At 68.8% G+C, this 14,765-nt stretch carries 11 protein-coding genes; 6 read left to right on the forward strand and 5 right to left on the reverse strand.

Going from position 1 to position 14,765, the window contains the following annotated elements:
- Nucleotides 1-230: 230 nt before the first annotated feature.
- The 4 genes from AB0D34_RS00420 to AB0D34_RS00435 are packed head-to-tail and all read left to right on the forward strand — an operon-like array spanning nt 231 to nt 5,529.
- Complete coding sequence (locus AB0D34_RS00420) at nt 231-1,868, forward strand: ABC transporter substrate-binding protein (protein ID WP_362654205.1); 1,638 nt, start codon at nt 231-233, stop codon at nt 1,866-1,868.
- A gap of 9 nt (nt 1,869-1,877) precedes the next feature.
- Entirely contained in the window at nt 1,878-2,867 is a 990-nt protein-coding gene (locus tag AB0D34_RS00425) for an ABC transporter permease (protein ID WP_362654208.1), read from the forward strand.
- Between the two features lie 53 nt (nt 2,868-2,920).
- Nucleotides 2,921-4,684, forward strand: coding sequence for a dipeptide/oligopeptide/nickel ABC transporter permease/ATP-binding protein (locus AB0D34_RS00430; protein ID WP_362654211.1), 1,764 nt, complete (start codon nt 2,921-2,923; stop codon nt 4,682-4,684).
- On the forward strand, nt 4,681-5,529 hold the full coding sequence (locus tag AB0D34_RS00435; RefSeq protein ID WP_362654214.1) for an ATP-binding cassette domain-containing protein: 849 nt from the start codon (nt 4,681-4,683) through the stop codon (nt 5,527-5,529). Before AB0D34_RS00430 ends, AB0D34_RS00435 begins: the two co-directional genes overlap by 4 nt.
- A 9-nt stretch (nt 5,530-5,538) precedes the next feature.
- Here the strand turns inward: AB0D34_RS00435 and AB0D34_RS00440 are convergent, their stop codons facing one another.
- Nucleotides 5,539-6,795, reverse strand: coding sequence for an ROK family protein (locus AB0D34_RS00440; protein ID WP_362654217.1), 1,257 nt, complete (start codon nt 6,793-6,795; stop codon nt 5,539-5,541).
- A 187-nt stretch (nt 6,796-6,982) separates the two neighbouring features.
- On the opposite strand from AB0D34_RS00440, the gene AB0D34_RS00445 reads away from it, so the two are divergent.
- Entirely contained in the window at nt 6,983-8,488 is a 1,506-nt protein-coding gene (locus AB0D34_RS00445) for a cellulase family glycosylhydrolase (protein ID WP_362654220.1), read from the forward strand.
- A 465-nt stretch (nt 8,489-8,953) separates the two neighbouring features.
- The gene (locus AB0D34_RS00450; protein ID WP_362655348.1) at nt 8,954-10,018 is read left to right on the forward strand and encodes a LacI family DNA-binding transcriptional regulator; all 1,065 of its coding nucleotides are present in this window, start codon (nt 8,954-8,956) and stop codon (nt 10,016-10,018) included.
- On the opposite strand, the gene AB0D34_RS00455 is transcribed toward AB0D34_RS00450, so the two are convergent.
- The 4 genes from AB0D34_RS00455 to AB0D34_RS00470 are packed head-to-tail and all read right to left on the reverse strand — an operon-like array spanning nt 9,981 to nt 14,623.
- Nucleotides 9,981-11,375, reverse strand: a complete 1,395-nt coding sequence (locus AB0D34_RS00455; RefSeq protein WP_362654223.1) for a glycoside hydrolase family 32 protein — start codon at nt 11,373-11,375, stop codon at nt 9,981-9,983. The genes AB0D34_RS00450 and AB0D34_RS00455 overlap by 38 nt on opposite strands.
- Entirely contained in the window at nt 11,372-12,226 is an 855-nt protein-coding gene (locus tag AB0D34_RS00460; protein ID WP_362654225.1) for a carbohydrate ABC transporter permease, read from the reverse strand. The genes AB0D34_RS00455 and AB0D34_RS00460 overlap by 4 nt, the downstream gene beginning before the upstream one ends.
- Nucleotides 12,227-12,266: 40 nt before the next feature.
- Nucleotides 12,267-13,217 carry a sugar ABC transporter permease gene (locus tag AB0D34_RS00465; RefSeq protein WP_362654228.1) on the reverse strand — a complete coding sequence of 317 codons (951 nt, stop codon included), beginning with the start codon at nt 13,215-13,217 and terminating at the stop codon, nt 12,267-12,269.
- On the reverse strand, nt 13,214-14,623 hold the full coding sequence (locus AB0D34_RS00470) for an extracellular solute-binding protein (RefSeq protein ID WP_362654231.1): 1,410 nt from the start codon (nt 14,621-14,623) through the stop codon (nt 13,214-13,216). The genes AB0D34_RS00465 and AB0D34_RS00470 overlap by 4 nt, the downstream gene beginning before the upstream one ends.
- Nucleotides 14,624-14,765 lie beyond the last annotated feature (142 nt).

The raw sequence follows: 14,765 nt of genomic DNA on the forward strand, positions 1-14,765 counted from the left end.
TAAGTAAGTCAACGGTGGGGAAATCCGGCGGAACCGCAAGGGGGAGGGTCCCGAGACTGTGCGCCCCGAATCGGGGCTCATGACGCGGCGTCGCCAGTATTGACCCCCTTTCTTAGGGGTCTTAATAATGTCGAGCATTCCCCGTGTCGCCACCTAGTCGAGCGTCAGGACGAGAGGACATCACCATGCTGTCGACAGGACGCGGTGCCAGACGGCACACCGTAGTGATCATGGCTGCCCTGATGCTCGCCGCCGCGGGGTGCCAGTCGTCCGGCACGCCGGCCCAGAGCAAGTCCCCGGTGCTGGTCGCCTACACAGGGCAGGCCAGCGACTACCAGATCAACTTCAACCCGTTCGCGCCGACAGCCATCGGCGGCACCGGGACGATCTTCCAGACGCTGTTCTTCTACAACACCGTCCGCAAGGACGCCCCGGTGCCCCGGCTGGGCAAGAAGTTCTCCTGGAACCCTGACGGCACCAAGCTGTCCATCACTCTCAGGGACGGGGTGAAGTGGTCGGACGGTCAGCGATTCACCGCCGCCGACGTCGTGTTCACCCTCGACATGATCACCAAGCACAAGGGGATGAACAACGCCGGATACGCGGGCCACGCCACGGCGGTCGACGACACCCACGTGAGCATCGCCTTCGACAAGCCGTCCTTCGTCGACGGCCCATCCGTCCTGGGCAAGACCTACATCGTGCCCCAGCACAAGTGGAAGGACCTCGCCGATCCGGGCGTCGCCGTCCTCAAGGACCCGGTCGGCACCGGTCCCTACCTCCTCGACGACTTCAAACCCCAGGCATACACGCTCAAGGCCAACCCCTCCTACTGGGGCGGGGAGCCGACGGTGAAGAGGATCCGCTATCCCGCACTCTCCGGCAACCAGTCTGGGGCGACCGCCCTCAAGGCCGGACAGATCGACTGGCAGACGGGGCCGGTGCCCGGCGTCGAGGACGTCGCGAAGAACTACCCCGGCTACGAGTCCGTCATCACACCGCTGAACCAGATCGTGCTTGACACCTGCAGCAACGCCGACCTCGGCTGCAAGGGCCCGCAGACCGACCCGGCCGTGCGTCGGGCGATCTACCACGCCATCGACCGAACCCAGCTCAACGCGCTGGCGTTCGAGGGCACAGCGAGTGAGATCTCGCCCAGCCTCCTGCTGCCGAACCGGGACAAGGCGCTCATGTCCGCTCGGCTGCAGAACGCGACCGCGCCGATGCAGCCGGACGTGGCCGAGGCACAACGCACCCTGGAGAGCGCCGGTTACGCCAAGGGCTCCGACGGGATCTACGCCAAGGACGGCAAGCCGCTGTCGCTGACGGTGATGACCGTCTCCGGCTGGACCGACTACATCACCGCGGTGAACACGATCGGCCAGCAACTCAAGAAGGCCGGCATCAAGCTCACTCCACAGCAGCTGTCCTGGAACGAGTTCGTCGACTCCAGGGACCGCGGCTCCTACCAGTTGATCATCGACTCCCTCTACCAGGGGCCCGCGCCCGACCCGTACTACCTCTACACCTACTTCCTCAGCACCGCGCAGACCGCCGAGGTCGGCGCCAAACCCGGCTCGAACTTCAGCCGCTTCTCCGATCCGCAGGTCGACAAGGCGCTGGACGCGATCAAGCACATCAACCCGGCCGACACCACCGCGCGCCAGCCCTACCTGGACACCGTGCAGACCCGCATCGAGCAGGCCATGCCGTACATCCCGGTGCTCACCCAGGGCACGATCAACGTCGTTCACGACGCGAAGTTCACCGGCTGGCCGACCGCCGCCGACCTCTACGCCTTCCCGGCTGTCTGGCAGAGCCCCGACAGCGCGGAGGTCTACCTGCGCCTCAAGCCCGCCGGGAAGTGAGGCGCACCGATGCGGTACTACCTGCGCAAGTTCGCCTTCTACCTGGTCGCCCTGTGGGCCGCCGTGACACTGAACTTCTTCATCCCGCGGATGATGCCGGGCGATCCGTCGGACATCCTGATGGCGAAGCTCCAGCAGCACGGTGGCGCGGTGGACCCCTCCGCACGCCGGGCCTACGAGCTCCTGCTCGGCACCCACACGGACGAGTCGCTGCTCCGGCAGTACATCGCCTACCTGGGCAACCTGCTACGCGGTGACTTCGGGGTCTCGGTGAGCGACTTCCCGACCCCGGTCTCGACCGTCATCGCCACCTCGCTGCCCTGGACCATCGCCCTGGTCGGGCTCGCGACCATCCTGGCGGTCGTCTCAGGGATCGTGCTGGGCGTGTTCGTGGGCTGGCGGCGTGGCACCTGGCTGGACTCGCTGGTGCCGGCCTCGACCGTACTGTCCGCGGTGCCGTACTTCTGGCTCGCGCTCATCCTGGTCGCCGCCCTCGGATCGGGGTTGGGCTGGTTCCCCCTCCTCGGCGGGTACGACGTCGCCATCACCCCCGGCCCCTACACCGACTTCATCATGTCCGCGCTCTACCACGGCATCCTGCCCGCGGCCACGATCGTGATCTCGTCCGTCGGAGGCTGGGTGCTGGGCACGCGGAACATGATGGTCTCCGCGATGGCCGAGGACTTCGTGCTCACCGCCAAGGCGAAGGGCCTCAGCGAGCGACGCATCATGATCCGGTACGCGGCGAGGAACGCGATCCTGCCCTCCGTCGCCGGATTCGCGATCTCCCTCGGCTTCGTCGTCGCCGGCTCGATCGTCACCGAGCAGGTCTTCGCCTATCCCGGCATCGGCTCGAAGCTGCTCCAGGCGGTACAGAACAACGACTACGCGCTCATGCAGGCCATCTTCCTGGTCATCACGGTCACCGTGCTCGCGGCCAACCTCGCCGTCGACCTGCTGTACGGCCTTATCGACCCACGCACCCGGACCAGCGGATAGGGCCCGTGCGGCGTTGGATCACCACCCCACAAAGACCCTGAGGTGGCACGTAGATGACGAACATCAGCCCCGATGTGCAGCCGAGCCCGCGCGATGTCTGGCGCGTGCGCTGGTCACCCAAGCTCGTGGTCGGCTCCGCTCTGATCCTCGCGATCTCCCTGTTCGGGCTCGTCGGCCCCCTGCTGGTCGACGACCCTGACCGGATCGACAACATGGGTCTGACCTCCCCGAGCGGCGGCCACCTGCTGGGAACCACCCAGACAGGCCAGGACGTTCTCGCCCAGATCGCCTACGCCACCCGCGGCTCGCTCTACATAGGCGTCCTCGTCGGAGTCCTGGCCACCGTCCTCGCCGCGTTCTTCGGCATCGTCGGGGCCTACCTCGGCGGCGTCGTGGACGAGGCGTTCTCTCTCTTCTCCAACGTGATGCTGGTGATCCCCGGGCTTCCGCTGATCATCGTGATCTCCGCGTTCGTACCGCCGGAACAGCGCGGATCCTGGACGATCGCCCTGGTCCTTGCGATCACCGGCTGGGCCGGTTCCGCTCGTGTCCTGCGCTCCCAGACCCTGTCCCTGCGCAACCGCGACTACGTGCTGGCCGCCCGCGTCGCGGGGGAGGGCCCGGGAAGGGTCATCGGCGTCGAGATCCTGCCCAACCTGCTGCCGCTGCTGGCCTCCCAGTTCGTGTTCGCGGTGATCGTCGCAATCCTGAGCGAGGCAGGCCTGTCCTTTCTCGGTCTGGGCGCATCCTCCTCATCGACCCTCGGCACGATGCTCTACTACGCGCAGAACGGCTTCGCCCTCCAGCGCGGCGCCTGGTGGTGGTTCGTACCGCCAGGACTGATCATCGCCCTGTTCGGCTGCGGTCTCGCCCTGGTGAACTTCACCATCGACGAGATCATCAATCCGACGCTGCGCAACCTGCCTCGCCGGACACGGGAAGCGGCCCGCCGAGCACCCGTGGCCGAGTCGAGCCGCGAGGAGGACGTAGTGCTCGACGTGCGAGGCATGTCCGTGGTCTACCAGGGCGAACAGCCGGTGCACGCCGTGCGGGACGTGTCCCTCACACTGCGGCGGGGTGAAATCCTCGGTCTGGTCGGTGAGTCGGGCTGCGGCAAGACCACCCTCGCGTACGCGGTGAACCGACTGCACACGCCACCCGCCGAGATCACCGACGGCTCCGTGACCTTCCACGACCGCGAGGGATCTTCCCTCGACGTACTCGCCCTGCCACCAAAGGAGTTGAGCGCCTTCCGCTGGGCGAAGCTGGCCATGGTCTTCCAGGGCGCGATGAACTCGCTCAACCCCGTTCTGACCATCCGGGCACAGATGGAGGACGTGCTCATCACCCACCGGCCGCAGATGTCCCGTACGCAAAGGCGGGCCCGCTGCGCCGAACTGCTCACCATGGTCGGCATCGATCCGGGGCGCCTGCGCTCCTACCCGCACGAGCTGTCCGGGGGGATGCGGCAACGCGTGATGATCGCGATGGCGATGCTGCTCGATCCGCAGGCGGTCATCCTGGACGAGCCGACGACCGCGCTGGACGTGGTCGTGCAACGGGGCATCCTCCAGGAGATCATGCGGCTTCGCGACGAGATCGGCTTCGCCGTCCTGTTCATCACCCACGACCTGCCCATGCTGCTTGAGGTCGCGGACCGGATCGCGGTGATGCTCGACGGGGAGATCGTCGAGAACGCGCCGGCCGAGGACATACGCGACCGGCCACAACACCCGTACACCCGCAGGCTGCTCGGCTCCTTCCCCAGCCTCACCGGCGAGAGCGGGGCGTTCGTACGATCCGGAGGTACGTCATGACGGTGCTCGAAGTGGCCGACCTGGTCAAGGAGTTCAGGATCAGAGGGGGCCTTCGCCCCACCCGGTTGCGAGCCGTCGACGAGGTCTCCTTCACTCTCACCCCGGGGCGTACGGTGGCATTGGTCGGCGAATCCGGATCGGGCAAGTCCACGATCGCGCGGATCATCGCCCGCCTGGAGCGGCCCACCGCAGGGCGGGTCACTCTCACCGGGGCGGACGGGGCGCCCGTCCCGGACCGCGACTACCGTCACCACGTACAGATGGTGTTCCAGGACCCGTTCGCCTCGCTGAACCCGTTCCACACCATCACTCACCACCTGGCGCGCCCGCTGCGGCTGCACGGTCGCACCAGGACGCGTACGGAGACCAGTGCCGCGGCGGCGGAACTGCTGGACCGGGTCAGTCTCCCGTCCGCCGCCATCGCACACCGCCGGCCCCACGAACTCTCCGGCGGACAGCGCCAGCGCGTGGCCATCGCCCGCGCGCTCGCGCCCGGTGCGACCGTCCTGGTGGCCGACGAGCCGGTCTCCATGCTGGATGTCTCGATCCGGCTGGATGTGCTCTCGACTCTGGCCCGACTCCAGCGGGAGGAGAACCTCGCCGTCCTCTACATCACCCACGACCTGGCGACCGCACGGCACTTCGCCGACGACATCCTGGTCCTGTACCGGGGGCGAGTGGTCGAACGGGGGCCTGCGGACAAGGTGATCCGCACCCCCCGACACCCCTACACCCAACTCCTGGCCGCAGCCTCACCTGACCCGGCCGCACGGGGCCGGGTCGTGGACATCGACCCGGCGGAGGTGGTCAAGGCGGGCAGCATGCCGGCGTACGAGCACAACTAGGCAGGCCTGTCAGGGGGTGGCTTCACCCGTGCCGACGAGCAGCGGTCGTACCCCGTCCTGCGGGTGGGCGAGGGTCAGTTCGCTCTGCAGGACAAGGACCGCCCCGCCGATCGCCGCCGCGTCCGAGCCGTTTACCGACGGCACGATCCGCACCGGGTGCACCCTGCGCGTGAACGTGCGCCGGTCCACCTCCTGCTGGATCACCGTCTGGTAGATCGAACCGGCCACGGAGAAGCTCGGCCCCGCCAGAATGATCGTGTCGACGTCGAACAGGGCGGACATCGTGACGGCGGCGTGCCCCAGATAGCGGGCCGACCGCTCGACGAGACCCCGCGCCTCGGCGTCACCGGCGTTCGCGGCGGCAGTGATCCGGGCGAACTCGGTGAGGAAGTCGTCGTCGGTCGGGCCCAGTGCCAGCCGCTGGGCCAGCTCCGGCATGTCCATGGCCTGCCGGACCAGGGCGGAGGGGCCGGCATAGTTCTCCAGGCAGCCGACGTTGCCGCACGGGCATTCCTCGCCGTTGACGTCGATGGAGATGTGGCCGATCTCCACACCGTTCGAGGAACTGCCGCGGTACACCTCGCCGGCCACCACGACCCCGCCGCCGATGCCGGTGGCCATGTAGATACAGCCGTAGGTGCTGTGCGGGGCGACCGTCCCCAGCCAGTACTCGCCGATGGCCGCCGCGGAGGCGTCGTTGTCGAGCAGTACGGGGAGTCCGAGGCTCTGGGCGAGGCTCGGCGCGACCGCGTAGCCGAGCCACTCCTCGGTGGGCTGCGGGGTGAGCAAGGTACCCGCGCGCCGATCCTGCGGGCCGTAGCCGACCAGGCCCACGCCCAGCACCTTCTCGCGGTCGACGGCCGCGGTGGCCAGCAACGCCTCCACCTGGTTCGCCACCAGCGGTAGTGCCTGCCCCGGCGGCATCGTCGCGGTGCCCTGGAACGAGGTCCTGGCCACCTGCCTGCCGGCCAGATCGACCACCACGATCACGCAGGAGTTGCGTTCGAGCTGGACACCGACGCTGTACCGGGCCTGCGGGTTGAGCTGGAGGAGCGTGCGCGGTTTGCCGCCCGTCGGCGCACCGCGACCGCTTTCGACGACCAGGTCGTCGGCCATGAGCTCGCGCACGACCGCGGAGATCGTCGCACCGGTGAGACCCGTCGCCGCCGCGAGCTCCACGCGGCTGGTCGCCCGCGCCGACCTGATCACGTCGAGGACCAAGCCGCGCGTCTTCAACCGGCTTGCCCACAGTGGACTGGACGCCACATGTTCTCCTTTGTCCCGGGCTTTGCCACCTTAGCTTACTTAGGCCGAGCAGGGCCTTTCGCTCCGGTCGGCTCCCAGTCTCCAGAAGCCAGTCGCAGGCACCTTGACTTCCATAAGTCACCGAATTAACGATGAGTGCATCGCTTCCATCGCTCCCATCCGTCCCTTACGGCAACGAGGAGATCAGGTGAAACGTCGTCACGCCTTAATGGCCACCGGCGCCGCCGGTGCGCTGATCCTGGGTGGCCTTGCAACCGCCACCCTGCCCGCGTCGGCAGCCGACACCGGCTGCTCGGTCACATACACGGTGCAGAGCCAATGGTCGGGCGGGTTCAACGCGGACGTGGCCATCACCAACCTCGGCGCCGCCGTGCGGGGGTGGAAGTTGACGTTCGACTTCCCGAACGACGACCAGAAGGTCACCAACGGCTGGAGCGCCACGTGGACCCAGTCCGGGACCCATGTGTCCGCCGCCGGCCTGGACTGGAACGGGGCGCTGGATACCGGCAAGTCCGCCTCCATCGGGTTCACCGGTGCGTGGAAGAGCGCCAATCCGAAACCCGCGTCGTTCGCGCTCAACGGCGTGACCTGCACCGGCTCGGTGACATCCCCGACCCCCAGCCCCACAGTCACTCCGACCGGCGACCCCGGCGGTCCGGCCCCGAAGCTGAAGGTCTCCGGTAACAAGATCGTCACCGCGAGCGGCAAGCAGTACCGGCTGCTGGGTGTGGACCGCTCCAGCGGTGAATACGCCTGTGTGCAGGGCAAGGGGCAATGGGACAGCGGCCCGGTCGACCAGGCCTCCGTCGACGCGATGAAGACCTGGAACGTTCACGCGGTACGCCTGCCGTTGAACGAGGAATGCTGGCTCGGCATCAACGGCTCGCCCAGCGGAGCCACCTACCAGCAAGGCGTCAAGGACTACGTCAACCTGCTGGTGGCCAACGGCATCACCCCGATCATCGACCTGCACTGGACCCGGGGCGCCTATACCAACGGGCCGGACTGGCACTGCAAGGACGCCACCGCGACCTGCCAGAAGCCGATGCCGGACGCGCAGTACGCCCCTCAGTTCTGGACCGGTGTCGCAGGCGCGTTCAAGGGCAACGACGCCGTCGTCTTCGATCTGTTCAACGAGCCGTACCCGGAGGTCGCCAGCAACTGGGACAAGACCCTCGGCTGGACGTGCTGGCGAGACGGCGGCACCTGCACCGGCCTTCCCTATGAAACCGCCGGCATGCAGGACCTGGTCGACGCTGTCCGGACCACCGGCGCGACCAATGTCCTCATGCTGGGCGGCCTGGAGTGGGCCAACGACATGCGGGAGTGGCTGACGTACAAGCCGACCGACCCGTTGAACAACATCGCCGCGTCCTGGCACTCGTACAGCTTCAACGCCTGCGCGACCGAATCCTGCTGGGACAGCCAGGTCGCGCCGCTCGCGCAACAGGTGCCGGTCGTCATCGGTGAGTTCGGCCAGGACAACTGCGGCTTCGACTACATGCAGCGGTTGGTGGACTGGGCCGACGCGCACGGCATGGGTTATCTCGCGTGGACCTGGAACCCGTGGGGCTGCAGCACCGGTGGCGTGCTCATCAAGGACTGGGCGGGCACCCCGGAGCCTGGCGTCGGCGAGGGCCTGAAGGCGCACCTCCTCACCCAGGACCCCTACGTCACCGGGACACCGAGTTGATGTCGCGGTAGGCGGCGTTCGCCCAGGTCCCGGCACGGTGCCCCGGCCGACGTGCGTCGTCGGCCGGGGCACCGTGCCGCTGCACGTGGAACGACGCCTCAGCCCGAACGTGTGCACGGTGTCGTTGCGGCAACGCCTCTCCCCACCGAGCATGGTGGGTCGGGTCACCAGTGGCTACCGGCTCGCCGCCTGGGGTGTCTGGCGCTGGTGCGCGGAGTGGGTGCCGAGACGCGGAGGGCCGAGGAGACCACACGGAGCCGTGAGCGCCGTGTTCTCGGTGGCTGCCGTCCACCTTCTCTGACATGAAAGTGAGACGCATGGCCATCGCCGGCCTCCTCTCGCCGCTGGTCGGCCGCTTTTCTTGCTGGGTCCTGATCTCCCACCCTCCACGCTGTGTCGAGGTTCTCGCGCGGATAGGGTGGATGGTGATCGGCAGGGACGGGCTGGGTGAGGGCGGCGGGCGGCATGGGCGGTGCCGAGGACGGCAGGAGCACAGGGACCGGGCGTCCGACGTCACGGGACGTCGCCCGGCTCGCCGGTGTGTCGCACACCGCGGTGTCCTTCGTGTTCAACGGCCGCGCCGAGGGCAACCTCTCACCCGCCACTCAGGAACGCATCAGGCAGGCCGCCGTCCAGCTGGGCTATCGCCCCGACCCCGTCGCCCGCGGTCTGCGCCGTCGCCGTACGGCCGTGATCGGGCTGGTCACCGACGAGATCGCGTCCTCACCGTTCGCCGGTCGGCTGCTGCGCGGCGCCATGGAGGCCGCCTGGGACAGCGATCATCTGGTCGTCACCATCGACTCCGGCGGCGACCCGGCCAAGGAGGACGCCGCGGTCGCGGAACTGCTCGACCGGCGGGTGGACGGCATCATCTACGCGGCCATGTCGCTGCGCCGGGTGCATGTTCCTGAAGGCATGCACCGTACCCACTCGGTCCTCGCCAATTGTCTGCCCGATGACGGCTCCCTGCCCGCCGTCGTCCCCGCCGAACGCGCGGGCGGCCGTACCGCGGCCCGGCTGCTGCTCGGCGCGGGCCACCGTCGGCTCGCCGTGATCGGCGGCCTGGCGGACATCGCCTCGTCCGAACGTACCCGCGGCTTCCGGGAGGCGTTGCGTGCCGAGGGCGTCACCGTGCCCGAGGAGTGGATCGTGCGCGGGGGAGGGGAGATCTCCGCGGGATACGCAGGGGCGCTGCGCCTGCTCGACGGGGTCGAGGCGGAAAGCCGCCCCACCGGCGTGCTGTGCTACAACGACCGGGTCGCGGCAGGCGTCCTGCATGCCGCGGCCCGGCTCGGGATCGACGTGCCCGCCGAACTGTCGGTGGTCGGCTACGACGATCAGGAACACATGGCCGGGTTCCTCACCCCGCCGCTCACTTCGATCGCGCTGCCGCACCGGGCGATGGGCGAGGCGGCGGCCCGCCTGCTCCTGGACGCCATCGAAACCGGCAGTACGCCGCCCGCGACCGTCCGGCGCCTGGCCTGCCCCGTGGTCAGCCGCGCCTCCGTGGGTCCGGCGCCCACCCGGTGACCTGGGCACCCGGCCCGTCGACGACCAGCTCGGCGATGTCGCCGGGGCGCCGGTAGACGCGCTCGGTGGCCATCGCCCGTTCCGCGACGAAGAGTTCGAGGAGCGAGCCGTCGACGAGCAGCCGGAGCGTGAGTTCCGGCGCCTTCGGCACCTGCACGGTGATCGGGGCCGAGCCTTCCCTGCCGGTCCGGGGCCAGGCGCTGCGATCGAGGAGGACGGTTCCCCTGGCGGGGTCCACGCGGATGGTCAGCTCCCGGCCCGACGGGTCCCGGAGAAGACTCACCGTGGTCGGTTCGCCTGCGGTGACCGTCAGGTCGTAGGTCTCCGGAAGCGGAACCCGGCCCGGCGCGGTGACGAACGGCTCGGCCGGGCGCAGAAGGTCGAGTTCCGGCGCGGGACGCACGCGCAGCGAACCGTCGGGGTGCACGTCGACGACCCGGGGAGCGGTGAGTACGCCCGCCCATCCGGCCTGGTGCACCTCCTCGTTCGGACGGGCCTCCCACGACCAGCCCCACAACAGCGCGCGGTCCGGCTCCTGGAGAACGGCGGGAGCGTAGAAGTCCCGGCCGTGATCCAGTCGGCCGCCGGCGCGCGTCACGAACCTCAACGACCCCTGGCCGTCTGCTTGCAGACGGCCGGTCAGGTACCCGGTCGAGCAGGGGTCTCCGTCCCACAGGGACACCAGAAGCACGTGGTCGCCGCCTGCTGTCCCGTACAGGTGCGGGCACTCCCAGCCCACCGCCCCCTTGTCGCCGAACACCCCCGCAGCCACCGGATCCCTGCCGTCCAGCAACACTCCGGCGAACCGCCAGTCGGTCAGGTCGTCGCAGTCGTAGAGCAGGACCGACGGTGTGCCGTCGGCGTGCCCGGCCCCGACGAGGGCCCAGCGCCGGTCCGCGTGGCGGAAGACGAACGGGTCGCGGAACATCACCACGTCCAGTCCCGGCGGCGGCCCTGCCACCACCGGCGTCGGCAGCGGTTTCCACTCGGTCAGCCGCTCGTCGTCCGGGTCCGCCGCCCGCGCCAGGCAGATGGTGCCGAGCCCGGCGTGCTCACGGTCGACTCCCGTGTACACGGCGGTCGGTGTGCCGGCGTCGTCGATCACACAGCCCGACCAGCAGCCGGCCTCGTCCGGGCCGCCGGGTGTCGGTGTGAGGGCGATCGGGTGGTGCTCCCAGTGGACGAGGTCGCGGCTGGAGGCGTGGCCCCAGTGGATGTCGGTGTGGACCGGGGCGTCCGGGTTGTGCTGGTAGAAGAGGTGCTGGCGGCCGCGCCAACGGAACGGGCCGTTGGGGTCGTTGATCCAGCCCGCGGGTGGACGGATCCGGAACCGGGGTATGTGGGGGTCGTGGCTCACCGGTTGACTCCTGCCGAGGTGATGCCCTCGCGCAGAGGGCGTTGGCCGACGACGAACACGGCGACGGCGGGGAGCATCGAGAGCACGACCCCGGCCAGGACCACCGAGATCGACCCGGTGCCGAGGTTGCCCTGCAGGGAGACCAGGCCCAGCGGAAGCGTGTAGTTCTGGCTGGAGGTCTCCAGGATCAGCGGGCGGAAGAACTCGTTCCAGTGGTAGTTGAAGGCGAGTACGCCGACGATCGCGAGGCCGGGCGTGGCCAGCGGGGCGTACACCGAGCGGAAGATCCGCCAGGGTCCCGCGCCGTCCAGCATGGCCGCCTCGCCGAGGTCCTTAGGCATGCCGAGGAAGTACTGGCGCATCAGGAAGGTGCCGAAGGCGGTCGGGAAGGCGGGGATGATCAGACCCAGGAGCGTGTCGGTGAGGCCCATCGACTTCAGCACCAGGAACACCGGCACGATGGTGACCTGCAACGGCACCATCATGGTCGCCAGGACCAGGCCGAACAGCGGCTTCTTGAAACGGAACTCCATGCGGGCGAAGGCGTATCCGGCCAGGCCCGCCGTGATCATCTGGCCGAGGGCGATCAGCGCCGTCACGAGGGTGGAGTTCAGGGCGAGCAGCCACACGTCGATCTGCTGGAAGACCCCCCGGTAGGCCGCGGTCGTCGGGTGGGCCGGAATGATCTGCGGGGGCAGGTCGAAGGACTGGGCCGGGGTGCGCAGGGAGGTGGCGACGGTCCAGACGACCGGGCCGAGCGTCACCAGGGCGCAGACGGTCAGTGCGGCGATCCGGGCCCAGGGGGCGAGGGAGTGGCGCGCGCGGCTCAGGGTCGGGGTTGCCTTGCTCATAGCGCTCATTGCGCCTGTGGCACTCATACGGATCACCGGCTCACTGGTAGTGGACGAAACGCCGGCTGAGCCGGAACTGGAGGGCGGTGACCGCCATGATCAGCACGAAGAGCAGCACGCCCACCGCGGACGCCTCCCCGAAGTCGAGCTGCTCGAAGGCCCGTTCGTAGATCACCATCACCACCGTGCGGGTGGCGTCGCCGGGTCCGCCGTCGGTGAGGACGTACGGCTGCTCGAAGACCTGGAGGGCGTTGATGATGCCGACCACCGACGCGACGAGCAGGGTCGGTGACAGCAGCGGCAGGGTGATGCCCAGGTGCTTGCGCAGGCCGGTCGCGCCGTCGAGGGCGGCGGCCTCGTGGATCTCCTTGGGGATGTTGTTCAGACCGCCGACGAACAGCAGGAACGAGAACCCGAACTGCTGCCAGACGTAGACGAGGATCACCGTGGCCATCGCCGCGTGCTCCGAGGTCAGCCAGGGCACGGGCGCGATGCCGACCAGGCCGATCAGCCAGTTCACCACCCCGAAGTCCTGGTTGAACAGGTACTTCATCACCACCGAGATGGACGCGGCGGACAGCACCAGCGGGAAGAAGAACGCCGAGCGGAACACCGACCGCAGCCACACCGGCATCCGCCCGTTCAGCACGAGCGCCAGCGTCAGCGCGATCAGGAGTTGCAGCGCGACCGCGAGGACCATGAAGACGAGCGTGTTGCGGAAGGAGACCAGGACGGTCGAATCAGTGAAGGTGGTGCGGTAGTTGGCGCCGCCGGCGAAGCGGGGCTGGTCGATCACGTTCCAGTGGAACAGGCTCAGCACGAGGGACCCGATGATCGGCACGACCGTGAAGACGACGATCCCGACGACCGTGGGCGCCAGGAACAGCGCGGCCAGCACGCGGGTGCCACGGTCGCGCCCGGAGGGCCGTGCGGTGACCACGGGTGGCGGGACCGGCCGTGAACTCACTTCCTGTACCTGGGTGTTCGTCATACCTCACGCTCCATGGCCGCTTCCAGGTCGCCCTGCATCCGGCGCAGCGCGGGACCCACCGCACGGGGTGAGGCCAGCGCGGTGCCGGTGTACTTGAGCAGCACGTCGGTCACCTCGGCGACCTGCGGCGGCGCCGGGATCGGGCCGGTGTCGGGAAACCGGTCGAGAGTGTCGTAGAAGACCTGCCAGTGCGCCGGGCCGCTCTCGCCGTAGCGGGCGGGGGTGAGCATCGAACGGCGGGCGGGGGTCGTCTGGTTGCTCCGGAACAGCTGGGTCATCGTGTCCTTGCGGGCGGTGTACTTGATGAACTCCCAGGCGGCCTCCTGCTTCTTGGAGGTGCGCAGCAACGCGTAGCCCGCCGCGCCGAACTGGTGGCGCTGGGTACGCCAGCGTGGGAAGTACTGCACGTCGTAGTCGTCCGCCCGCATGCCGGCCAGATGCAGGCCGCCCGCCCAGAAGCCGCCCGCCGGCGTGACGCCGACGCGGCCGGTGGAGAACACACCGACCAGGTTGGTGCCGTTGCCGCCCTCGGGGCGCGAGCACAGGTCCTCCTGGACGAGGGAGGCCAGATAGTCGTACGACTCCTCGACCCGGGCGGTGGTGGCCTGCGGGGTCGTCCAGCGGAAGCCGCCGCCGCGGCCCCGTCGGTCGGCGGCCGGGTAGAAGCTGTCCCACAGCCACGAACCACCGGGCGCCTTGGACTCCTTCAGCAGGTTCGTGCCGTTCGCGAAGAGCCAGGGCACCACGCCGCCCCACAGCCGGTTGGTCCAGAAGTACGGCGTGAAGTGCGTGCCACCGGCCCGCTTCATCTCGCGCAGCAGCGTGGTGAAGTCGTCGCGGCTCCAGTCGGCGGGCGGGAAGTCCGCACCCGTCCGCTTCAGCACCTGCTTGTTGAGGTATATGTCGGCTGCGTTGAACTCCATGGGGAGTTGGTAGAGGCTCCCCTCGTACATCATCGACTCGACGAGCGAGGGGTGGACGTCGGCGAAGTACTCACGCAGCTCCGCCGCGTCCCTGCGCACCCAGCGGTCCAGGGGCACTCCGAGCTTCTGGGCGAACAACTGCACGCCCTCGGTTGCCACATAGACCAGGTCGGGTGCGGTGCCCGCGGCGATCTGGGTGAGGATCTTGGCGAAGAAGTCCGACCAGTCGACGGCCTGCACCGCGTTCACCCGCAGCGGGATGTCGGGGTGAATGCGGTGGAAGCCCTTGGTCAGGGCGTCGACGGTGGCCGGGTCGAAGGCGGAGCCGAGGGTCGCGACGACGAGGGAGCCGTCGTCGCGGCCGGGGATGTCGGCCCCGGTGAGCCGGTCCCAGCTCGCGGCGGTACCGGCCAGGGCGGCTGCGCCCGCCCCGTACGCGCCGTACCGCAGCAGCGTGCGGCGGGGGAGGTTCGAGTCGGTCATCGAGTGGCCCTAACTCGTGTTAGTTCAGGGTTGATGCCCCAGATGATGAGAATCGGGCCAGGCGCCTGTCAAGAGTCGGGAGCGCTTGACCTTTAACGAGTTAGGTCTACAGTCCTCGTTCACACGAGCCGCTGTTTCACGC

The organism is Streptomyces sp. NPDC048420 (genome assembly GCF_040651535.1).
In the GTDB taxonomy this organism is placed as follows: Bacteria; Actinomycetota; Actinomycetes; order Streptomycetales; family Streptomycetaceae; genus Streptomyces.

Bases quoted from the DNA above. Each gene is read 5' to 3' on its own strand.
- AB0D34_RS00420 (WP_362654205.1), top strand. From the start codon at position 231: ATGGCTGCCCTGATGCTCGCCGCCGCGGGGTGCCAGTCGTCCGGCACG.
- AB0D34_RS00425 (WP_362654208.1), top strand. From the start codon at position 1,878: ATGCGGTACTACCTGCGCAAGTTCGCCTTCTACCTGGTCGCCCTGTGG.
- AB0D34_RS00430 (WP_362654211.1), top strand. From the start codon at position 2,921: ATGACGAACATCAGCCCCGATGTGCAGCCGAGCCCGCGCGATGTCTGG.
- AB0D34_RS00435 (WP_362654214.1), top strand. From the start codon at position 4,681: ATGACGGTGCTCGAAGTGGCCGACCTGGTCAAGGAGTTCAGGATCAGA.
- AB0D34_RS00450 (WP_362655348.1), top strand. From the start codon at position 8,954: ATGGGCGGTGCCGAGGACGGCAGGAGCACAGGGACCGGGCGTCCGACG.
- AB0D34_RS00460 (WP_362654225.1), bottom strand. From the start codon at position 12,226: ATGAGCAAGGCAACCCCGACCCTGAGCCGCGCGCGCCACTCCCTCGCC.
- AB0D34_RS00465 (WP_362654228.1), bottom strand. From the start codon at position 13,217: ATGACGAACACCCAGGTACAGGAAGTGAGTTCACGGCCGGTCCCGCCA.
- AB0D34_RS00470 (WP_362654231.1), bottom strand. From the start codon at position 14,623: ATGACCGACTCGAACCTCCCCCGCCGCACGCTGCTGCGGTACGGCGCG.